This window comes from Lacinutrix sp. MEBiC02404 (assembly GCF_053601575.1).
Genome location: NZ_JBSHNV010000220.1, coordinates 59,427 through 82,547 on the forward strand (window position 1 = coordinate 59,427; position 23,121 = coordinate 82,547).

Sequence of the window (23,121 nt, forward strand, 5' to 3'; positions counted from 1 at the left end):
ATTTTAATGTTTTGTAATAAATAATTTGGTATTTATAGTGTCAAAAGCAATTTCTATACCAGTATCTATTTGTTCTACAATCTCTAACGTTTCGGTTAAGGTTTCGGTTTTAATATACTCGATATTCGCTTCCACAGCCTTAACAATTTGGTCGTCTTTTTGAATTTTTACATCTATTCTATCTGTAACTTCAAATCCGGAATCTTTACGTAAGTTTTGAATCCTATTTACTAACTCACGAGCAATTCCTTCTTCACGTAATTCTTCCGATATGGTAACATCTAAGGCAACGGTTAAATTACCTTCATTTGCTACAAGCCAACCTTCTATATCTTGCGATGTTATCTCTACATCACTTAGTTCCAAAGTAATACTTTTTCCGTTAACTTCAACATCTAAAACACCATTTTGCTCGATTTTTTTAATATCTACTGCAGTAAACTTCTGAATTTCTCCTGCAATCGCTTTCATATCCTTACCAAAACGCGGTCCTAATGTTTTAAAATTAGGCTTTATTTGTTTTACTAATATATCGGAAGCATCTTCTAAAAGTTCAATCTCTTTAATGTTTACTTCGTGTTTTATTAAATCTGCTACTGCTAAAATATCTTCCTTTTGCGTCGCTGAATCCACAGGAATCATAATTTTTTGTAATGGCTGACGTACTTTAATTTTTTCTTTAGCTCGTAACGATAAAACCAACGATGATATCGTTTGCGCTGCTTCCATTTTACGTTCTAAGGCTTTATCTATAAAAGCGGTATCACTCTTTGGAAACTCTGCCAAATGTACACTTTCAAACGTTTCTGTTTGTGTTGTTTTTGTTAAGTCTAGGTAAAGTTTATCCATAAAAAATGGTGCAATTGGCGCGCCAAGTTTCGCTATGGTTAACATACACGTATATAAAGTTTGGTATGCTGAAATTTTATCGGTTTGGTAATCGCCTTTCCAGAAACGTCTTCTGCTTAAACGTACGTACCAGTTACTTAAATATTCTTGTGTAAATTCTGAAATTGCTCTTGCTGCCTTTGTTGGCTCATATTCTGCATAAAAATCGTCTACTTTCTGAATTAAAGTGTTTAATTCGGAAAGAATCCAACGATCAATTTCAGGTCTTTCGTTTAACGGAATATCGGCTTCCGCATAACTAAACTTATCAATATTTGTATATAAAGTAAAGAAAGAATAGGTGTTATAAAGTGTTCCGAAGAACTTACGTTTCACCTCTTCAATACCATCGACATCAAACTTTAAATTATCCCACGGATTTGCATTCGCAATCATATACCAACGCGTAGCATCTGCTCCGTACGTAGATAATGTTTCAAAAGGATCTGTTGCGTTTCCTAGACGCTTCGACATTTTTTGTCCGTTTTTATCTAAAACCAATCCGTTAGAAACTACATTTTTATAGGCTACAGAATCGAAAACCATCGATGCAATTGCATGTAATGTATAAAACCAACCACGTGTTTGATCCACACCTTCGGCAATAAAATCTGCAGGAAAGGATTCGTTATTATCAATTTTCTCTTTATTTTCAAAAGGGTAATGCCATTGTGCATACGGCATAGAACCAGAATCGAACCAAACATCTATTAAATCACTTTCACGTTGCATAGGTTGTCCGCTTGGGGAAACTAGTACAATTTCATCTACAATATTTTTATGTAAATCTATTTTAGCATAGTTTTCTTCGGAGTTGTTTCCAACTTCAAAATCTTCGTAAATATCTTTTGCTAAAACGCCTGCGGTAACTGCTTTTGCCATTTCCGCTTTAAGCTCACCAACAGAACCTACACATATTTCCTCTTTACCATCTTCTGTTCTCCAGATTGGCAATGGAATTCCCCAATAACGAGAACGGGATAAATTCCAATCGTTTGCATTTGCAATCCAGTTTCCAAAACGTCCTTCTCCAGTAGATTTTGGTTTCCAGTTAATGGTAGTATTTAACTCATGCATTCTTCCTTTTACATCAGTAATTTTAATAAACCAAGAATCTAACGGGTAATATAGAATTGGTTTATCTGTACGCCAACAATGTGGATAGCTATGCTTATATTTTTCGACTTTAAAAGCTCTATTTTCTTCTTTTAACTTAATCGCTAACTCGACATCTATAGAACGTTTTGGAGCTTCGCCATCGTTATAATATTCATTTTTCACATACTTACCACCAAACTCTTTCATTTCTGGTCTAAAACGACCTTGTAAATCTACCAGTGGTACTAAGTTGTCATTTTCATCTTTTACTAATAGTGGTGGAATTTCTGGAGTTGCTTGCTTAGCAACTAATGCATCATCAGCTCCAAAAGTTGGTGCTGTGTGTACGATTCCTGTTCCGTCTTCGGTAGTAACAAAATCTCCAGCAATAATTCTAAAGGCATCTTGCGGATTATCATTTGGTAAAGCATACGGTAATAATTGTTCGTATTTAATGCCAACTAAATCCTTCCCTACAAACTCTTTTACTACAAAATATGGTATTTTTTTGTCTCCAGATGTATAGTCTAATAATTCTTGCTTCGTTTCAATGCGTTTAAACTTTCCATCAAACTGTTTATTAACCAAAGCTTTTGCTAAAACTACATTAATTGGCTCAAAGGTATACTGATTGTACGTTTCTACTAAAACATAATCTATTTTCGGACCAACAGTTAATGCGGTATTACTTGGTAATGTCCATGGTGTTGTAGTCCAAGCCATGAAATAAATATCGCCTTCGTTTTGTAAAAAGTCTGGCAATGTTTCTTCTAATGCTTTAAACTGTGCAACAATGGTTGTATCTGTTACATCTTGATATGCTCCAGGTTGGTTTACCTCATGCGAGCTAAGTCCTGTTCCTGCTTTTGGTGAATATGGCTGAATAGTATAGCCTTTATACATCAAATTTTTAGAATAAATCTCTTTAAGCAGCCACCAAACCGTTTCCATGTATTTAGGTTCATAGGTAATATATGGATCGTCCATATTTACCCAATACCCCATTTTATTGGTAAGGTCGTGCCAAATATCGGTATAACGCATTACTGCTTTTCTACATGCTGCATTATAATCTTCTACAGAAATAGTTTTACCAATATCTTCTTTAGTAATTCCTAGTTCTTTTTCTACGCCAAGTTCTATTGGTAAACCATGTGTATCCCAACCTGCTTTACGCTTTACTTGAAAACCTTTCATGGTTTTGTAACGCGGAAAAATATCTTTAATAGAACGAGCAAGTACGTGGTGCACTCCAGGTAATCCATTTGCTGAAGGAGGTCCTTCAAAAAACACATAAGGTTCTGCACCTTCTCTAGTAGTTACACTTTTTTCGAAGATGTTATTTTCTTGCCAATAGTTTAAGATTTCATCTGCAACTTTTGGTAAGTCAAGGCCTTTATACTCAGGAAATGTAGTGCTCATTATATCGTTTACTTTTAAGAGTTGCGAAATTAATGAATTTCGGCGAATTTGTTAAGTTTATAAAAAATAAAAGCCTCTGAAAATTTCAGAGGCTTTTTGTTTCGTATTTTAAAGTACTTATATTTTTATAAGCTTCTTTGAAATTAAAGTTTTAGTTCCTTCTGTAATACGCATAAAATAAACACCATTACTTAATTCTCCTAACCCTGTGAAATGTATTTCACTTTGGGAATTAGTTACGGTTTCACTACGAATAACTCTACCTTGCAAATCGAATAACAATACTGTTAATTCTTGATAATTAAAACCAGAAGGTAAACTAACAACCACATTATCTTTTAAAGGATTTGGATATACAGAAATATTAGTTAAAGTACTATTTGAAGTTGAAAGTGTATTATTAATAATGTTTACGGTGTAGTCTTCCACTTGACTATTATTATCATTATTAAGAATTAGACCACAAGATTCATGACCTCCATCACCACTAGGTATCCAATATTGTCTAGATGCAATACGCATTCTAGTATTTCCTGGAAAAGCACTTGCAGGAACAGCTATTGTTTTACTGTTTGGACTACTACCATATAAATTATTAGAAGCATGTTCCCAAACTTTTTCGTTTGCATCTTCAAAATCTCCATCTTGATTAAAATCTATCCAAACTGCTATTCCTATTTGATTGGTGTAGCTTGTAGAAATGGTTAAAGAATAACCACTACCAGCATTCATACTTATTGGAGAAACCCCAGTGAAATCGGTATAGCCTTCATTAGAAGAGGAAGCATTACTTATAAACGTCCCCATTTCTCCATTCATTTGCACATTACTTATTTGTCCGATGTTCTTTCCATAAGCATCACAATAAGTAACAGTTGAAGTAGTAAACAATACGGTATTACTATAAGCAGATTGTGAGGAACCACAATCGCTACGAACTTCTAATTCATAATTAGTAGACAATGTTAAACCTGTTATTGTAGTTGCATTAATTGCTGAATTAACGGTTGTCCAAGCACCAAATTCTTCACGGTATCTAATATGGAATGTTACATCGTCTATATTATCCCAAGATACATCTGCTGAAGTGGATCCAGGAGTTACAGAAACATTAGCTGGTACTGGCAATGCATTAACCATTACACTTTGTGTCGTTGAATCTGAATTTACACCATCATCAAAAAGCCATGTAATTGTTCCGCTTTGACCTGCGGCAAATGTAGTATTGTCTGATGTTGTCGCTGTTACTTCGACACACCCATTATTTATTAAAGTTGGTGTTGGCACTGTAACTTCACAATTACTTATTATATTATCTAGTGTTGGTGCCACAAATGGTGAAGGCGATGGATTAGGATTAATGGTTACTGTAGATGAACATCTACTTTCATTACCGTCATTATCTGTAACTGTTAACCAAACGGTTTGAGAAGCACCAACATGTGTACAATTAAAAGTATCTTTATCTATAACCACAGAATTTATTCCCGCAGCTCCTCCTGTGGAACCATTATCTATCTGACTAGCCATTATTGTTGCGTTTCCGTCTGGATCTAAAGTCACTGTTATGTCTTGACAATTAGCTACTGGTGGATTAGAAACTAATAAGCCAACATACTGAATTTTAACGATGGTTCCACCATTTTCGATAGAAACACCAGAACCAGAAGATGGACCAGAAGTTCCTCCGCTATTATCTGTAACGGCATAAATAGTTAATCCGTCTGGCGAAATTGCAATATCTCTATATCTATCATTGGAAGAGTGAAATTCTTCATAACCATCAATAGAACCTTGGTCATCATCGCCTACCACATCATTTCCATCTGGAGATAATTTAGCTCTATAAATAGTTCCTTTTTTTAAAGTTGGCACTAATAACGAACGTCCCCAACCTGGAATATTTCCAGCTTCATGTATATCGATACTTGAAGGTGCTACACTTGGCCATGTGAACCAACCTCCTGGAGGATCTGTTGCTACCGTACCACCATAAGTACCTATTGGCGGTTGAAAATTAGTAGGTACATCTCCTGCAGTAGGATAAGACTCATATTCTGTTGCTGTATCTGCTCCTGCTGGACAATTATGATCACTAAAATCTCCTGCGTTACAATCCACACCTAAAGAAGACCAGTTACAATAGCTATACGCCATATTATCATAGTATCCTGCAATTTCTGGCCAACCATAATTTTTACCAGTTTTAATAACATTTATTTCATCATCGACTTTTGCACCATGTTCGGAAGCATATAATGTTCCATCTTGAGAAAATATAATTCCTTGTGCATTTCTATGACCATACGTATTGACATGACTTTGTACACCATTTAAAACCGGGTTATCGGAAGGAATAGAACCATCTAAATTAATTCGTAATGTTTTCCCTGGATAATTATCATAATCTGTTGGAGATGTTGGTAACACCTGCGCTAAATTAGGATTACAAGAATAATCAAATTGATTTGCTCCTTGATCTCCAATAGTATAATATAATTTTGAATCTGGACCGAATATTAAACGTCCTGAATTATGATCTGCACTTGCAGGAAGCCCTTCTAAAATAGATCCGTTTGCATTTAGATTAATATCTTCAGATAAAGTACCTGAACTAACATCATAAACTAACCTCGCGATTCTTAATTTTAAACCATTATCTGCATAGGTATATGCTACATAGACATAATTATTAGAAGTTGCAGCAGGATTGGAATATAAAGCTGGATGAACAGCCATCCCCATTAATCCACCTTGCTTAGAATACTCTATTTTACTACTTAAATCTAGCATGGTAGTAATTGGTCCACCTGAAGTACTTATTCTAACGATTTTTTCTCCTACGCGCTCTGTTAACCATAAGTTTCCATCTGGCGCATATGTTATTTCCCAAGGAAAGTTAAAAGCCAGATCTGCTGTTAAGTTTGTAGTTGTCCAATCGGAGCCACTAGTTACCGAAGACGAAAGCGGCATCATTGGTCCTTGTGCATAAATAAAGGAAGCGCACAACATCATTAGAAAAAGTAAAGTTTTTTTCATTTAAAATATAAATTATGAGATTTATTGAATTATTATTTTTTTAGTTACAGTTAAATTACTCTTCATTTTCATAGTAACTAAATATACTCCAGTACTTGTGTTTTCAAGAGAAACACCATTCTCTAAGTCTGAAGTTTTTACATTTTCTTTAGTATATACATTTTGACCTAAAACATTATGCACAACTAATGATGCAACATCTTCTTTAAGTTGTTTTGCATAAAGTAAATTCTGATTTGAATTAAAGTAAATTATTGCATCATTATTTGCTGTTACTTCCTCTGTACTTAATCTTGCACCTTCGAAAACGATTTCAAATCTTTCATCAAATTGTCCAGCTTCGGATAAGAATGTATATGCTGCCTCTTCTCGTAAATCAAAGTACACATCTCTAAGGTTATCTTTTAAATAAACCTCTTGTTCATCAGCTATATTAATTACCTCTGTTAACTTAATACTATAGCTATTACTTCCTGATGTTTTTAATGCTAACGGCACTACTTTATCATTAGAAATTGCTGCGTATGCTTGTATTGTCATATACTCATCCTCTAACAACAGACTTAAATCATCATGATTTTCGTCCGTATTTTTAGATTCATATCCATAATCATATGCGTCTGTTGTAAAATCACTAAACCCTAATAACAATTCTCTTCGTGTTGCTTGACCGTCTAATGCATTAAACTCTAATCGTATTTTTCGCATGATATCTTCTTCCCTTTCTGAATCATCAGAACGATCCTGCGTTGCTTCTCTAAAAAACACAGAACCATTTTCTACAGTTCCATCTGCATCTGTTTCTTTAATAAATATACGTTGATTATTATTAAACTCTACAGAACCATCACTTGTTATTTCTACTACAAAACCTTGCCCGATTGGCAAGTACCAAGTAGGTCTTTTCGTACCATCTAGGGAGCCATTATTTCCACCTATACCGCCTTCAAATTGGTATGCCAGAACACTTCCTGTTTTATTAACTGTTGCATAACCTCCTTCATATTCTGTGGTAGTATGTGATGTTCCTGCCCATTGTTGCCATAAATGAATATCTCCTTGTAATACCGATTGATTATCGTCTATGAATTGCCGAACATCTAATGCCGATGGATACGGATTACCTAAAATATATTCTGTTTTGGATTCCCCTGCCACAGATCCTCCACCTCCTACATCAGACACGCTTACTTTTATGGTTCCATTGTTTGGTTTACCTTCAAAAATATATTCTTGTTCTGCTCCTTCTCCTGCTCCTTCTCCTGTTCCTTTATGAATATAACCTACACCAGAATTTATAGCTGTTGTTGTACTTAGGCTTTCATAATCATAATAGGTAACTCCGTTCTTATAAGTATACATCCAACGTGTACTTAAAGTCCCTATTTGGTTATTCGCATTTGTAAAACTTAGGCCATTGCCATCTCCATCTTTTAACATGTTGATTTTAAAAGGCGTATTATTTGTATTATTACTAGAGGTATTATTATCACTTAAAGTAGTAACTCCCGTTTCTCCTACTGGCGAACCCCAATAGTTATACCAATAATAATCTGACGTTCCTTCTTGACGTCTCAATATTTTCCCTGTTGCCGATGTTACTAAATCACTATTTGATTTTTGTATTAACTGAGAATCACTTTTTAAATCTAAAGTTCCATCTAATTGAAAGTACCAACTATTGTTTACTTCATTATCGCCATTAATTGTAAAAGTCTTATTGCTATCTATAAATAATCCGACATTTGCATGTGATGCTGTTGTTGAAATATTATTATGTAATTGAACAATACTCCAATCTTTATTATTTTCAACATCTGTAATATCCCAAACGTTTCCATGTTGCCAATTTGCTACGGTTGTCCATTCTCCATCTCGGATTGTTTTGTAAGGCAATGGTGCTGTTTGAAAATAAATTTTCTTAATATTATATAGCTTAGCGCCAGTAGATTGATCTATTGTAGGCGTTACTTTATTATCGGTTATATCATCTTTATAGCCATCCATTTTATAGTAACGCAATAGATTATTACCAATATCTGTTGTAGATATATCTTTAGGTACTATTTTTCCTTGGTTGAAGCTTTCATTTTCTTCTAGCTCTTGGTATACGGTTCTTTGTACTTCTTCTTCCGTTAAGGCAATATTAAATAATCTTACCTCATCTATTTCACCATGAAAGTAGTTTGCATCTGTATCTGGAAGTCTACCAATAGTAACTTTAGATGTAATATCATAAGGAACACCGTTAACTGAAGCGTTACCTGGTTGTGCTTCTCCATTAATATAAAGTACCGTTTCTGTATAATCTGTAGTAGCGGCAACATGTGTCCATATTGCATCTACAACCACATCTGTAGAAGTAATAACAGCAGTACCATTTAACATTATGGATACGCTATTATCTGCATCATTAACCACAATGTAAAACTTATCTTGACCTGCAATTACTCGATCTGTATTTAAGGTATTATCTCCTTCTGATTTTATCCAAGCCATTATAGTTGCTTTTCCGCTAGAAATCACATTTACATCTTCTACATAATCATTACGACCATCAAAGAAAAGGCTATACGAATCATCTAAATCTCTAGGCGAACCAAAGTTTACATCATCGGTATCAAAAGTATTTAATAAACCATCTTTATCATCATCTGTATTCCCATCAATAACACCATCACCATCGGCATCAAGGCCGGCATAAATAGTACCACTAATATCGGTACCATTGGCAGGATTATTAGTCGCATCATTACTATCTATATCTAAATAATCTGGGATACCATCACCATCACTATCTAGAGGGTCATTATAACTAAAAGTACCATGATCGGTATCAAAAACGCCATCGGTATCATCATCATTATCATCAATAGAAGGTAAAATACCATCTCCATCTGGATCATCTGTTGTATTACCTATTGATGCGTCCTGATAATCAAAACCTTCAGCTACACCATCTCCGCTAATATCTATATCTCCTAAACCATTATATTCTACATTATCAAAAATACCATCATTATCACTATCTAAATCAATATGATTAGGAACGCCATCTCCATCGGAATCTAAAGCAGTTAAACCTTCATAAGCATCATGCATACCATTACCATTTAGATCTACCCAAGGATTATCTGTATCATTATACACTGTAGCATCATAATTATTATCTACATACCCTAATTCTACGACATTGGGTATCCCGTCATTATCGTTATCTAAATCAATAACATCTGCAACACCATCTCCATCTAAATCACAAAGTGTTTGTTTTACAAAAATATCATCAATAGCTAAATCGTTTCCTGCACCTCCATCTTGCGCATTCGTTAACTCTACTGTAATTTGTGATACCGTACTTATAAAACTTGCCGAAACCTCTATCCAATCTCCAACAGAACTTGTTGCTGGAATTAAGTTAGATGATTCTGAAGCTAATACATTTCTTAAATCATCATAAATAGTAATAATAACCTCAGGTTTTTTTCTACCACCAATTCCTGGTGCATCTGTACGGTCAATATTTATAGCATAAAAACCAAACTGAATTGGCACACCAGGCGTAATACCTGTTATATCTTGGCTATAAAAAACGCCTGGATCATAACTGGCATTAAAAATTGCCATTCTACCGTTAGTATCTCCTGGAGTATGATCTAATCCATCATACCAAAATTCATTTGCCCAATTAGAAATATCGGTATCAATACCGTCTACATTACCATCATTATTGGTAATGGTATGGTGTACGGTATAATCTCCATCGTTTACACTTGTAGAATTAAATTCTGAAGGACATAAAGATCCTGAACCATCTTCATAACAATATGTTGTGGTTGCTCCTGCGTAATTTCCATTAATTTGAATACGGTTGGTACCTGCACCAAAGTTTTCATTTAAAAACACTAAATCTGTAGTAGAAGCATTAGGGTAACTCGCACAAGTAATAGACTCTTCGCTATCTGTTAATCCATCATTATCATCATCTATATCTATATTATCTGGCACGCCATCACCATCGGTATCTGGGAAGGTTTGTGCTCCTTCTCCTTCTACTGTAAAAGTAAATGGATTTTCGTCTACATCATTAGACAAGATAGAAACAACTCCAGAATAGCTTCCTATCATATCTGGATCGAAAGCAATAGTAAATATGGTAGATTCCCCTGGCATTAAAGTGGTTAATGCAGGCTGTGTCCCTACAGTAAATGCAGCAGATCCTGCCACAGTAACATAAGGCGCTTGTAATACTAAATCTGCAATACCTGAATTTTCTATAAGAAAAGATCTAGTAGTTGCACCAGAATTGATATCATAAATACCAAAATAGGTATAGTTATTTGTATCTGTAACTGTACTACCTGAAAGAATATTTATACCATTACCAGAAACTTCAATTTCTTGTGCGGTAGCGTCATTTTCTATGTTTATTATATAGTCTTCAAATTCTTCACGTTGAAAGTTTGTATTACCACAAGGGTTATCGGAATCATGATACCTTCTTACACCAACACGCATTAATACACTACCAATAACAGCTGTTCCAGGAATGGTTATATTACCATTAAAGGTATTGTCTGTATTAGATAAACTATTGTCTTCCCCATCAATAGTAGAAACTTGTTCTGCTATTGAAATTTGACCATCTCCATTTAAATCGACATACACCGTCCAACCAGATCTATTTTCACTAGCAGCAGCAGCAGACACTTCAATTTCTATTGGATATGTACTTCCTCTTATTACGTCTGCACTTGGCGTTGCTGTATAATCTGCATACCCATTATCATAAAAAGAAGCATTATTTATTCCTGGAGCATTTTCACCTGGTAAAGACACATTAGAAATATAATAATTTGCGTTTGCATTAGTAGCATTAGGCACACAAGCACTATTTACATATAATGTATTAAAAGTAGTACTTGCAGCATATGCTGAAACAACAGCACCACAAACGCTTGCTACTTGTACTTCGTAATCTGTAAAACTAGTTAAACCTGTAATCGTATACGTGTTTGTTGCTACAGCAACGGTAGTCCATACAGTATCTCCAACCGCTCTATATCTTATAGAGTAGGTTTCATTACCTAAAGCATCATCCCAAGAAACAGTTGCTTCTGTTTGTGTAATTGCAGAAACCACAATATTGGTTGGTGCTACAGAAGTTATGTTTACCGTTTGTGTTGCAGTATCTGTATTTCCGTTACCATCATCATATAACCAAGTAATAGTACCACTACTTGTTAAAGTAGTATTATCTGTTGTGGTTGGTGTAATAGTAACACAACTATAAGATATATCTGCAGGTGTTGGTACAGTATACGTACAAGCTGCATTTATAGTTGGTAAGGTTGGTGCTACTAAAGCACCTGTAAATGCTTCTACAGTAACCGTAGAAGTACAAGTCGCTGTTTGTCCTTCATCATCGGTTACGGTTAAAGTTACCGTATTAGCACCTAAATTAGTACAATCGAAAGTATCTATATCTATAGCTAAGCTTGGAGTTCCTCCATCGTCTGAAGAAGGCGTAGTAGTGTTATCAATATCTCCAGCTACTATGCTAGCATTTCCATCACTATCTAAAGTTACCGTTATATCTTGACAGTTTGCCACTGGTGGCGCAGAAGCTGGTGAAATATTCACGGTGTAATCTTCGTATTCTCCTGAAACATAATTTGCATAACAAGGAGTAGAATTAGTACCACTACTAACACCAATTCGCATTCTAGTATTACCAAAATAAGATGCTGTAGGCACAACAATACTAATAGGAATAACTACAGTATTTGATCCTGAAATATTATACTCAAACTCTTCTCCTGCATCATCTAAAACACCGTTATGGTTAAAATCTATCCAAATAAGTAACCTTCTATTATTTACATTATAAGTAGGAAGTGTTACGGTTATATTACCAGCAACTGTTGATCCAGCTGTAACATTTCCTGTTTGGCTTGTATAGTCTTGGTATTGTCCTTCAGTTCCTGTTGTTGGATAACTAATTCCTGCAAAATCTACATTAGAAATATAGTATCTATTATTATTTTGTAAATGATTCGCATCAGGCGTGCAATACACAACAGGATTTTCTTCATTTACAGTAACATTAACCGTTGCCGTTTCGCAAGTTACAATGGTAGAAAAATTACATAACTCATAAGTAAAGCTATCGGTACCAAAAAAACCAGCATTTGGTATATATTGAAAAACACCATCGCTTATTTCGGTTACGCCACCATTTACACCATTAGACACTAAACTATAATCATCTGCATCCCCACCTATGGTTCCTATATAATCGTTTGTAGATACATCTACTTGATTACTTGCACCTGCAGTACTGTTTTCTTCTACCGTTAAGGTATCATCTTCAGTTACTGGTGTTGCAGATGGTGGTGCAAAATTTAAAGTATAGTCTTCAACATCACCTCTGTATGTACCTGTAAAATCACAACCATCTGCAGATAAAATAGCTCCATTACCGCTACAAGAAGCACAAAAAGCGGCTTGTATTCTTAATTTAGAAGATGTTGATGTTACCGTATTTGCTATAGTAAAGCTACCTGTTATATTTTGTACAGCACTATTATTTGAGTTATAAGTCTGAGTGAATACTTGGGTGTAATTTTCATCATTATTATAATCGATCCAAATTCTTATTTGAGTATTCCCCCAAGTTAGACCTTGATTATTATTTTTAGTTATAGAAAAAGTATAGGTACTACCTGCAGTAGCATCTGCAGACATGCTTGTAAAATCGGAATATCTAGTATTGGTATTATCGTTATTAATTCCTGTTGCCACATTATCTCCTGCTATAGTTACATTAGAAATATAATGCCCATTCCAATCTACAAGGTCATTACCTCCTGGATTTGTTATATCATAACCACACTGCGCCGAAGCCACAACCGTATTAAGTAGAAATAGTATGGAAAATACTAGTTTAGCAAAAGAAATGCGATTCCCTTTAGTAGGTAAAGTAGAACGCTCACATAATGGGTGAACTAAAGAAGGAGTAAAATTTTTCATAACTATATGCGATTTGGGTATAATCTATTTAAACGCAAAAAAACACGCAAGATGCATTTAAGCTGCAAAGGTAGTTGAAAAATATAACATTAATAAATGTCGATTATCGATAAAAAGCACAAAAACAATACTGAAATACACAAATAATTAATATTATTTTTTTTTACCTTTTCACTACTAATCACTTTTTGTAGTCGTTACTTATTTCAATACATAACAGAAACATGCCCTTCATTTACTAAAAAAGAATATTGACACTCCAAACAATCTAAAAAACCCTATTAATAAATGATGCATATTTAAACACTATTTATTCCCTTAAAAAAAACATTCATTTAAAAGCATAAAAAAAGCCAAAACATACGTTTTGACTTTTTTTTAGTTACAGATTAATAGCACACTACTCAATAACTATCTTTTTATCTAGGATTTGATTTCCTTCTGCTTGCATGCTTACAATATAAATTCCGGTTGCTAGTTTATTTATAGCTATTCCGTTTTCTAAAGTAGTACTAGACACATTAGTTTTTGTATACACCGTTTGCCCTAACATATTAGTTAAAGCAATTTTACTTGCACTAGTGTTTAGTCCTTTTACATATAACAAATCACTATTATTGTTATAATAAATTACGGTAGTATCATTTGCCAATACATCTTCTGTACTTAACCTTTGATTTTCTTCAAAGACTATTTCAAACCTTTCATTAAACTCTCCTGCTTCCGACGTGAATATATATGCTACCTCTTGACGTAAATCAAAATACGTATCTGTAAGATTATCTTTTAAATAAACCTCTTGGCCTTCCGCTAAATTACCTGTTTCGGTTAACTTAATACTGTAGCTATTATTTCCTGAAGTTTTTAAAGCTAACGGCACTACTTTATCATTAGTGATTGCTGCATAAGATTGAATAGTCATTGTTTCTCCATCTAATAACAGACTTAAATCGTCATGATTATCATCTGTATTTTTTGCTTCGTAACCATAATCATATCCATCTGTTGTTATATCACTAAAACCTAATAACAATTCTCTTCGTGTTGCTTGCCCATCTATAGCTTGAAACTCAATTCGCATTTTTTGTAGTACATCTTCTTCTCTTTCCGAATCTTCCGAATTACTAGAAGCTGCTTCTCTAAAAAATACAGATCCCATATCATCATCTCCATTCGCATCTGCTTCCTTAATAAAAACCCTTTGACTATTCTTAAATACTACAGAACCAGTACTCGCTATTTCGGCAATAAAACTCTGTCCTACAGGTAAATATTTTGTTGGTTTCATGGTACCATCTTGCGAACCATTATGTGCTCCGAGCGCTCCTACAAACTGATACGCCATAACGCTTCCTGTTTTGTTTATATGCGCATATCCTCCTTCGTACTCTGTGGTTGTGTGTGATGCACCAGCCCATTGTTGCCAAAGCTGAATACTTCCACCTCCACCTAAAACAGATTGATTATCATCTATAAATTTATGCACATCTATTGCAGATGCATACGGATTACCTAATAAATACTCCGTTTTAGATACTCCCGAAACCGAACCTGCACCTCCAGCATCTGTTACACTAATTTTTATGGTTCCGTTGTTTGGTTTTCCTTCAAATAAATATTGTTGTTCTGTACCAACACCCATTCCTTTATGAATATACCCAACTCCCGGATTGATAGTTGTTGTTGGTATTACGGTTCCCCAGTCATAATAGGTTACTCCATTTTCATAAGTGTACATCCATCTTGTACTTAGCTGATCCGTTTGATTATAAGCACTTGTAAATTGAATAGCACTACCATCTCCTTTTTTAAGCATATCAAGACTATATGCCGTATTATTTCCATTATTAGAAGCACTATTGTTGTTAGATAAAGTCGTAGCGTTAGGTGTTCCTACTGGAGAACTCCAGTAATTATACCAATAGTAGCTAGATGCTCCTTCTTGGCGTCTTAATATTTTTCCTGTTGCAGATGTCACTAAATCACTATGAATACCTTGAACTAATTGAGAATCTGCTTTGAAATCTATTGTACCGTCTAATTCTAAATACCATGAATTATTTACATGATTATCTCCATTTACCGTTAAGGTCTTATCAGCGTCTATAAACAATCCTAAGTTTTTTGCAGCATGTGCAGCAGTAACGTTATCTTTAATATGCACTATACTCCAATCTTTATTAGTTGCTGCATCTGTAATATCCCAAACATCACCATGCAACCAAGTATTTTCGGTTGTCCATGCGCCATTTGCTATAGACTCATAAGGCATTGGTGCTGTTTGCTCTACAATCGTTTTTATATTATGAAGTTTTAAATCGTTATTGTTTGAAGAATAATCGGATGTTGTACTATTAACGATATTAGACATTGGGTAATACCCTTTTAAATTGCTCCATGACACTTTTGCTGAAGTACCTAAATCCTGAATATCTTTAGGTATTACAGTACCTCTTAACACTCCTGAATTATTTTCAATTTCCTGATATACCATTTGTTGTACTTGCGCTTCGGTTAAAGCAGCATCAAAAACTCGTACTTCATCTATATCTCCTTTAAAGTGCCCAGAACCAGCAACACTTGTGTTTGTTGGATATCTTCCTATTGTAAATTCTCTTGTGGAATAAACATGAGGGGTTCCATTAAAATTTTCAGTTATTAATTTGGAGTTTAAATTAGCATCTGTTGTGGTTCCAACTAATTTTCCATTTAAATATAACTTCACCGTTTGATCTGCAGAATTAAAGACACCAGCTACATGGTACCATAAATCATTTTTAAGCTTCACATTCAAGGAAGGATCTGGTTGTACTTGAATATTATTTGCTGGGTAACTACTACCTGCAGTAACCTGATCTTGTGTTATAACATAAAACGCAGGTGTTCTACCAGCAGTTACATATAACCTCATATTTTCTTGACCAGCAATACTATATAGGTTTGGTAGATTTCCATCAGAAGTGTGCTCCAATTTAACCCAACTCATTATGGTACCATTTGTCCAATTTGTGATATAAGGATCTGTATCTAAATAATCATCTTCCCCATCAAAATCTAAAGTTGCAGATTCGATAAAAACATCGATGTCATCTCTGTAATCTAAATCTCCTCCAGCAAATAAATCGCCATCTGTATCTGGTAAAATAGAAAGGTTTGTAGGATCACTTATTTCATCATTTACATCATAATAATCATTTACATCACTTCCTTCAAATATATTATCTAAACCATCATTGTCGGTATCTACATTCGTAATTGCATTCGCCATACCATTCTCTTGAATATCTGGAATACCATCATTGTCAGAATCTAAATCTAAATAATCTGGTAAATCTGTTCCATCTGTATTTACTGGCGTAATACCTGTTCCGTAATTATCCCATAAACCAGGATAAGCACCTGAAGTATTCACGGTTCCGCTTGGCGCAATATAACCTACTGTTGGTTGTGCTTCAATATTATCTGGAATACCATCATTATCATCATCTAAATCTATTTGACTACCACATAAAAAACTATATGCAAAAGTATCTAATCCGTGAGGATCATGCGTTCCGGCTGCTAAACCTCCAGAAATAACAATATGTTTTATAGTAACTTTGCTTATCATATTTTCTGTAGCAAAACCTATTGTATTTTCTCTATTTTGACCAGCAGCTATACTAGCTTTAAAAACACCATCGGCATCATATAAATTAATAGTTCCTGTTGCATCATTTCCAAAATAGGAATCACTAAAGTAAGCAACCAAAATATCGTCTACATACACTTCATAGTTAACAACAGCTGTATCTGCATTGGTATCATATATATCCACCAGATCAAAACTAAAAGAAGCAACTGGTTCTGTAAAATTAATATTTACAGAATAATAATCCCCTGTTTGATTTCCAACTTCTGGATAAACAAAAATTCCAGAACCAGAATTACCAGAAATAAAACCGTTAGAAGTTGTTGCTCTAAATTGATCGATATCATAAGATCTATACACATAGTTATCTTCAAAAGATAAAGTGCCATTTGCAAAAGCACCAACACTTGCTCCTCCTGATCCAGGAACAGAAGAGCTTACAGGAAAAGAATAATCCAATATCCCATCTAAAACAGTCAACGTTTGTCCTTTACTATATACTTCTTGCTCGAAACCAGACTCTTGATATCCTAAACCATTGGTATTGTTTCCTATAACAAAAACATCCAATTCGTTTTTAGACCAACTTATTGCATCCGATTTTGGAGAAGTTGCTCCCGAAATTGCTGGACATTCTATAGTATCTAAAACACCATCATTGTCATCATCAACATCTATACTATTTAAGACGCCATCATTGTCAATATCTTTTAGATTTTGAGAATAACCAACTAAACTGCAAGTAAATAAGCTTAAAAAAAGCGCGAAGAATTGTAAGTGATTTTTCATAAGTAGGTAATCATTTTAAATATAATAGCATGAAATCAATATCAATGCTAGATATTTAGGTTTGGGTTTAAGTTTTAATAGTTTGGGACTATTTAATTTAAATCTTAAAATCTTGAGGGAAGATTTCTATAATAATAAAAGAAACAGCTCTAAACTGTTGACAAACTTATCATTATAGAAGCACAAACATCTTACTTTACTTTTTACTAAATGCATTTAATCGTTAATCTGCAATAAAAATACATTAAAGCGCACTTTTTGCATATAAAAAACTAATTGTTAAGCTTTTAAAAAGATATTAAAGCTACTAGATCTTCAATTTTGGAGACTAATTGAATTTTGATTCCTTTAGGTTTGATGGATATTTTATTATATTTTGAAACAAAAATAGTAGAAAAACCGAGTTTCTCTGCTTCTAAAATACGCTGTTCCACACGTTGTACTGGGCGAATTTCACCAGACAAACCAACTTCTGCTGCAAAACAATAATCTTTTGGCAGCGCTTCATCTTCATTAGAAGATAAAATAGCCGCTACAACCGCTAAGTCAATAGCTGGATCATCTACAGATATTCCACCTGTAATATTTAAAAAAACATCTTTTGCTCCTAGACGAAAACCAGCACGTTTTTCTAAAACGGCTAAAAGCATGTTTAATCTTTTAGCATTAAACCCAGTCGCACTTCGTTGTGGCGTACCATAAACCGCTGTACTCACCAATGCTTGTACCTCAATCATAAGTGGTCTTAATCCTTCAATTGTAGAAGCAACGGCGTTACCAGATAATTCTTCGTCTTTCTTGGATATTAATATTTCACTCGGGTTAGATACTTCTTTTAAACCAGAACCCTGCATTTCATAAATCCCAATTTCATTCGTAGATCCGAAACGATTTTTATTGGCACGAAGAATTCTAAAAATATGATTTCTATCTCCTTCAAATTGCAAAACCGTATCTACCATGTGCTCTAATATTTTTGGACCAGCAATGTTTCCATCTTTAGTAATATGACCAATTAAAATAACAGGTGTTGCCGTTTCTTTTGCAAATTTAATAAGTTCTGTAGTACATTCTTTAATTTGCGAAATACTACCAGAAGACGATTCTATATAATCACTATGAAGGGTTTGTATCGAATCTATAACCACAATATCTGGCTCTAGTGCTTCAATTTGTTTAAATATATTTTGAGTTTTGGTTTCTGTGAGTATAAAGCAGGTATCATTATTTGCATGAATACGTTCTGCTCGCATTTTTATTTGTTTCTGACTTTCTTCTCCAGAGACATATAAAGTTCTGTATGGCAGTTTTAATGCTATTTGAAGCAACAAAGTACTTTTACCAATCCCTGGTTCTCCACCTAAAAGAATTAAAGACCCTGGTACAATACCACCACCAAGCACTCTATTAAACTCTTCATCTTGTGTGTTTAGCCTTGCGTCTTCTGAAGCGTCTATTGCGTTTATAGTTAATGGCTTTGAAACGCGTTTACTTGCAGATGTTGGTGTTTTCCAATCGCTTTTTTCTGGTTTTTGAATAACCTCTTCTACTATCGTGTTCCATTCTTTACAAGAAGTACATTGTCCTTGCCATTTGGCATATTGAGATCCACAATTTTGACAAAAAAAAGTTGTTTTTACTTTAGCCATGTTTACTTTCCGTGATAACGGAAACCTTTTTAATTACTGATATAATTATTCTTACTAAAAACCTTAAAGGATAAATTAATACCCAAAATCTGCTTTAATCTCATCTGATTTTTCAAGCATTAAATCTTTTGTCAATCCTGCTATTTCTTCTAACATAAATGCAGTTTGGTATGTTTTCATCGCTTTTTTAGGCTCATTAGTTTCTTCGTAAAAACGTGCTAAATAATAGTTACCTAACATAGTTTCTGGGTATTGCTTACGTGCTAACTTCCCTAATTCTTCGTAATAATTGTATTGTTCGTTTTTATTTATAGCTGCAGATATTGCTTTAAAATCATTCACTAATATTTGTTTTTTAATTCCGAATAAATCCTCAATAGTTTGGTATTTATCTAACAAATAAGTTACTGGTGAACCTTCCAATTTAAGAATAGTCTCTTTATATTCCTTCTTACTAATTGGTTGAAAAACCAAGAAAATACTTTCTAATGCTTTTGGAATGGCATGTGCTGGTAACGCATAATGGGAAGGACCTTCAAAAGTATTAAAATTATAGAGTATATTTTTATTATCTACCGCTGCAATACTCGCATTTAGGGTTTCGGTTTTCGCTTTTATAGATTTCACATCATTAGTAGATGTTGCTAAATAATAAAAGAGTTTCGTCTCAAAACTTTTTAGCCTTTCCGGAATATAAGTAGACATCGCTGGCGCTAAATCTGGACTAATACTAATATAAGCTTGAAATAACGGCAATGGTTTTAATAGGAAATAGTTAATAAAATTTCCTGTTTCACCATGACCAATCGCTACTTTAAAGTTTTCTGTTCTGTATTTTTTTTCTAAATGCGGAACGAGTTCCATACCTACAAACTCAAAAAATGCTGCACCAGAATCTATTGGTAAAGAGCTTTGCTCAGAATAATTAGTGTCATCTCTACGCTTTTCTATTTGATTAACACCAACAACAATTGCTTCAGGCATATCCTCCCAATACGAATAATAATCTACGTTTCCCGCCACTATTTCAAACATATAATCCCCATCAAAAACTACAATTAACGGATAGCTTTTGTTGGTGTTTTCATCATAACCTCTTGGCAACTGAATTTTTATTTCTCGCGTATCATTTAGTTTTTGCGAATCAAAAGTTTCGTATTGTACTTGAGCATTAGAAAATTGAAATGTAAAAAGTAAAACTACTGCGTAGATTAATGCTTTCATTTTTTAAGAATTTGAGAATTGAAAATGCAAGTTACAAATTATTTCTTTCTATTTTCTATTAGAAAAAAACAATAAAAAAACCCCCAATACGTTGAGAGTTCCCTTATACTATAATCATTTCATTAACCTTATTTTAAAAGGTTAGTAGCTTCATCTGGAAAAACTAATGAAGGCTTAAATGTTTTCGCTTTTTTAAGTTTCATAAAAGCATACGTAATTAATATAAGCACATCTCCCGGAGATACTAACCTAGCAGCAGCACCATTTAATGTGATTTCCCCTGAGTTTCTTGGTCCAGGAATTGCGTATGTTTCTAAACGAGCTCCATTGTTATTATTTACAATTTGCACTTTTTCACCTTGAATAATGTTTGCAGCATCCATTAAATCTTCATCAATAGTTATACTACCAATATAATTTAGGTCTGCTCCTGTAACTTTTACTCTGTGAATTTTAGATTTTACTACTTGTATTTGCATGTGGCAAAGATAATTAATTAAGTGCGATATTGTCTATTAATCTAATGTCATCTGCATAGACAGCAATAAACGCTCTATAGTTTTTTTTGTTCGATTTTCTTTTTACTGTTTTCAAGGTTTTTATATCGGCAATAATGAAATATTCTAATTGTAATAAATCATGTTTAGCAAACTCTTTATAAACCCATTCTGTAACTTTATTAGCACTTTTTGTGCCAAACTTATTTTTGGCAGCCTGTAATGTTTTATAAATAAAAGGAGCCGCACTTTCATACGCTGGTTTTAACCTTATATTTCTAGAGCTCATTGCTAAACCACTAGTCTCCCTATGTATTTTACACCCATTTATTTTGACAGGAATGTGATATTTTTCAACTAGTTTTTTAACAATAGCTAATTGCTGAAAATCTTTTTCTCCAAAATAGGCATTATCCGGAGTTATAATTTCAAAAAAACGTTTCACAATAGTACCAACGCCATCAAAATGACCGTTTCTAAACTTCCCTTCCATTTCATGTTCCAAACCATCAAAACTAAAATGCGCTGCTTCTACTTTGCTTTCATAGATATCCGCAACAGAAGGTGCATATATAATAATATCTGGAGACAAGGTTTTTAATAAATCTGCATCTTTTTCTAAAGTTCTAGGGTATTTTTTTAAATCCTCGGCATTATCAAATTGCGTAGGATTAATAAAAACACTAACCACAGCAACATCATTATTAGCTAGCGCTTGCGCGACTAAAGACAGATGCCCTTGATGCAATGCTCCCATAGTTGGCACGAAACCAATCGTTTGGTTTTTGACCTTTAATTGGCCAATAAATTTCTGAATTTGTTTTATTTCGGAAAAAATCTTCATTTTTAATAAAAATTAACGTTTGCAAACTTAATATTTTACTGGCAAACTGCATAAAATTTTGTACTTTTGCGTGTTTTTTATTTTGAATTTTCAAAAGCAACAAGTATATATAACGCGCTTATTGCCATTTATTGAAACAATAAAAGTCGACTGCGAGTAAGATATTACATTAAAAAACATTAAAAACAGCTATATGAAAGATAAGAGGATATTGTATGTATCATCTGAGGTAGTACCTTATTTGCCAGAAACCGAAATTTCTTCAATGTCGTTTGAAACACCTCGAATGGTAAACCAGCAAGGTGGTCAGATTAGAATATTCATGCCTAGATATGGAAACATTAATGAAAGAAGACACCAATTACACGAAGTAATTAGACTTTCTGGAATTAATTTAGTGATTAATGATTTAGACATGCCGCTAATTATAAAAGTTGCATCGATACCAAAAGAACGTATTCAGGTTTATTTTATAGATAATGATGAATATTTTAAACGTAAAGCGACTTTAACAGACGAAGATGGAAAACTTTTTCCTGATAATGATGAACGTGCTATTTTCTTTGCAAAAGGAGTTATAGAAACGGTTAAAAAATTAAACTGGTCTCCAGATATTATTCATGTTCATGGTTGGTTAGCCTCTTTATTACCTTTATATCTTAAAGAGTATTATAAAAACGAACCATTATTTAATGAAAGTAAAATAGTTACTTCTATATACAATCAAAACTTTGAAGGAACGTTAAACAAAGACATGTCTAACAAAGTGAAATTTGACAACATTGAAGGTGATGCAATAGAAATGCTTAAAAAACCAACTTTTGTAAACCTTATGAAAGTGGCTATTGACTATTCAGATGCTTTAATCATTGGATCAGAAGAACTACCAAAAGATATTGAAAAACATTTAGAATCCTCTAAAAAACCAGTATTAGAGTACAAAAACAAAGATGAATTCAGTGAAGCTTATACCAATTTTTACAACACAGAAGTTTTAAGCTAACTGTA

9 protein-coding genes are annotated in these 23,121 nt (G+C 33.7%); 1 reads left to right on the top strand and 8 read right to left on the bottom strand.

The genetic code is table 11. The annotated features are described in order from the left end of the window. Nucleotides 1-3 precede the first annotated feature (3 nt). From ileS to panC, 8 genes are all read right to left on the bottom strand, one after another. On the bottom strand, nt 4-3,408 hold the full coding sequence (ileS, locus tag ACVCXO_RS14760) for an isoleucine--tRNA ligase (RefSeq protein WP_452230359.1): 3,405 nt from the start codon (nt 3,406-3,408) through the stop codon (nt 4-6). Between the two features lie 117 nt (nt 3,409-3,525). Further along, entirely contained in the window at nt 3,526-6,447 is a 2,922-nt protein-coding gene (locus tag ACVCXO_RS14765) for a PQQ-dependent sugar dehydrogenase (RefSeq protein WP_452230360.1), read from the bottom strand. A gap of 21 nt (nt 6,448-6,468) precedes the next feature. Continuing rightward, entirely contained in the window at nt 6,469-13,479 is a 7,011-nt protein-coding gene (locus tag ACVCXO_RS14770; RefSeq protein ID WP_452230361.1) for a GEVED domain-containing protein, read from the bottom strand. 400 nt (nt 13,480-13,879) lie between these two features. Next, entirely contained in the window at nt 13,880-17,899 is a 4,020-nt protein-coding gene (locus ACVCXO_RS14775; RefSeq protein WP_452230362.1) for a LamG-like jellyroll fold domain-containing protein, read from the bottom strand. A gap of 287 nt (nt 17,900-18,186) precedes the next feature. Beyond that, nucleotides 18,187-19,548, bottom strand: coding sequence for a DNA repair protein RadA (gene radA, locus ACVCXO_RS14780; protein WP_452230363.1), 1,362 nt, complete (start codon nt 19,546-19,548; stop codon nt 18,187-18,189). Nucleotides 19,549-19,623: 75 nt separating this feature from the next. Then, a complete protein-coding gene (locus ACVCXO_RS14785) occupies nt 19,624-20,772 on the bottom strand; it encodes an alpha/beta hydrolase (protein WP_452230364.1) in 1,149 nt (382 codons plus the stop codon). A gap of 128 nt (nt 20,773-20,900) precedes the next feature. Then, nucleotides 20,901-21,251: an aspartate 1-decarboxylase gene (gene panD / locus ACVCXO_RS14790; protein ID WP_055444308.1), complete on the bottom strand. Its 351-nt coding sequence runs from the start codon at nt 21,249-21,251 to the stop codon at nt 20,901-20,903. A 13-nt stretch (nt 21,252-21,264) separates the two neighbouring features. Then, nucleotides 21,265-22,113, bottom strand: a complete 849-nt coding sequence (gene panC, locus ACVCXO_RS14795; RefSeq protein ID WP_452230365.1) for a pantoate--beta-alanine ligase — start codon at nt 22,111-22,113, stop codon at nt 21,265-21,267. A gap of 193 nt (nt 22,114-22,306) precedes the next feature. Between panC and ACVCXO_RS14800 the strand changes: the two genes are divergently transcribed. After that, nucleotides 22,307-23,116: a glycogen/starch synthase gene (locus ACVCXO_RS14800; protein WP_452230366.1), complete on the top strand. Its 810-nt coding sequence runs from the start codon at nt 22,307-22,309 to the stop codon at nt 23,114-23,116. The last annotated feature ends 5 nt before the right edge of the window (nt 23,117-23,121 follow it).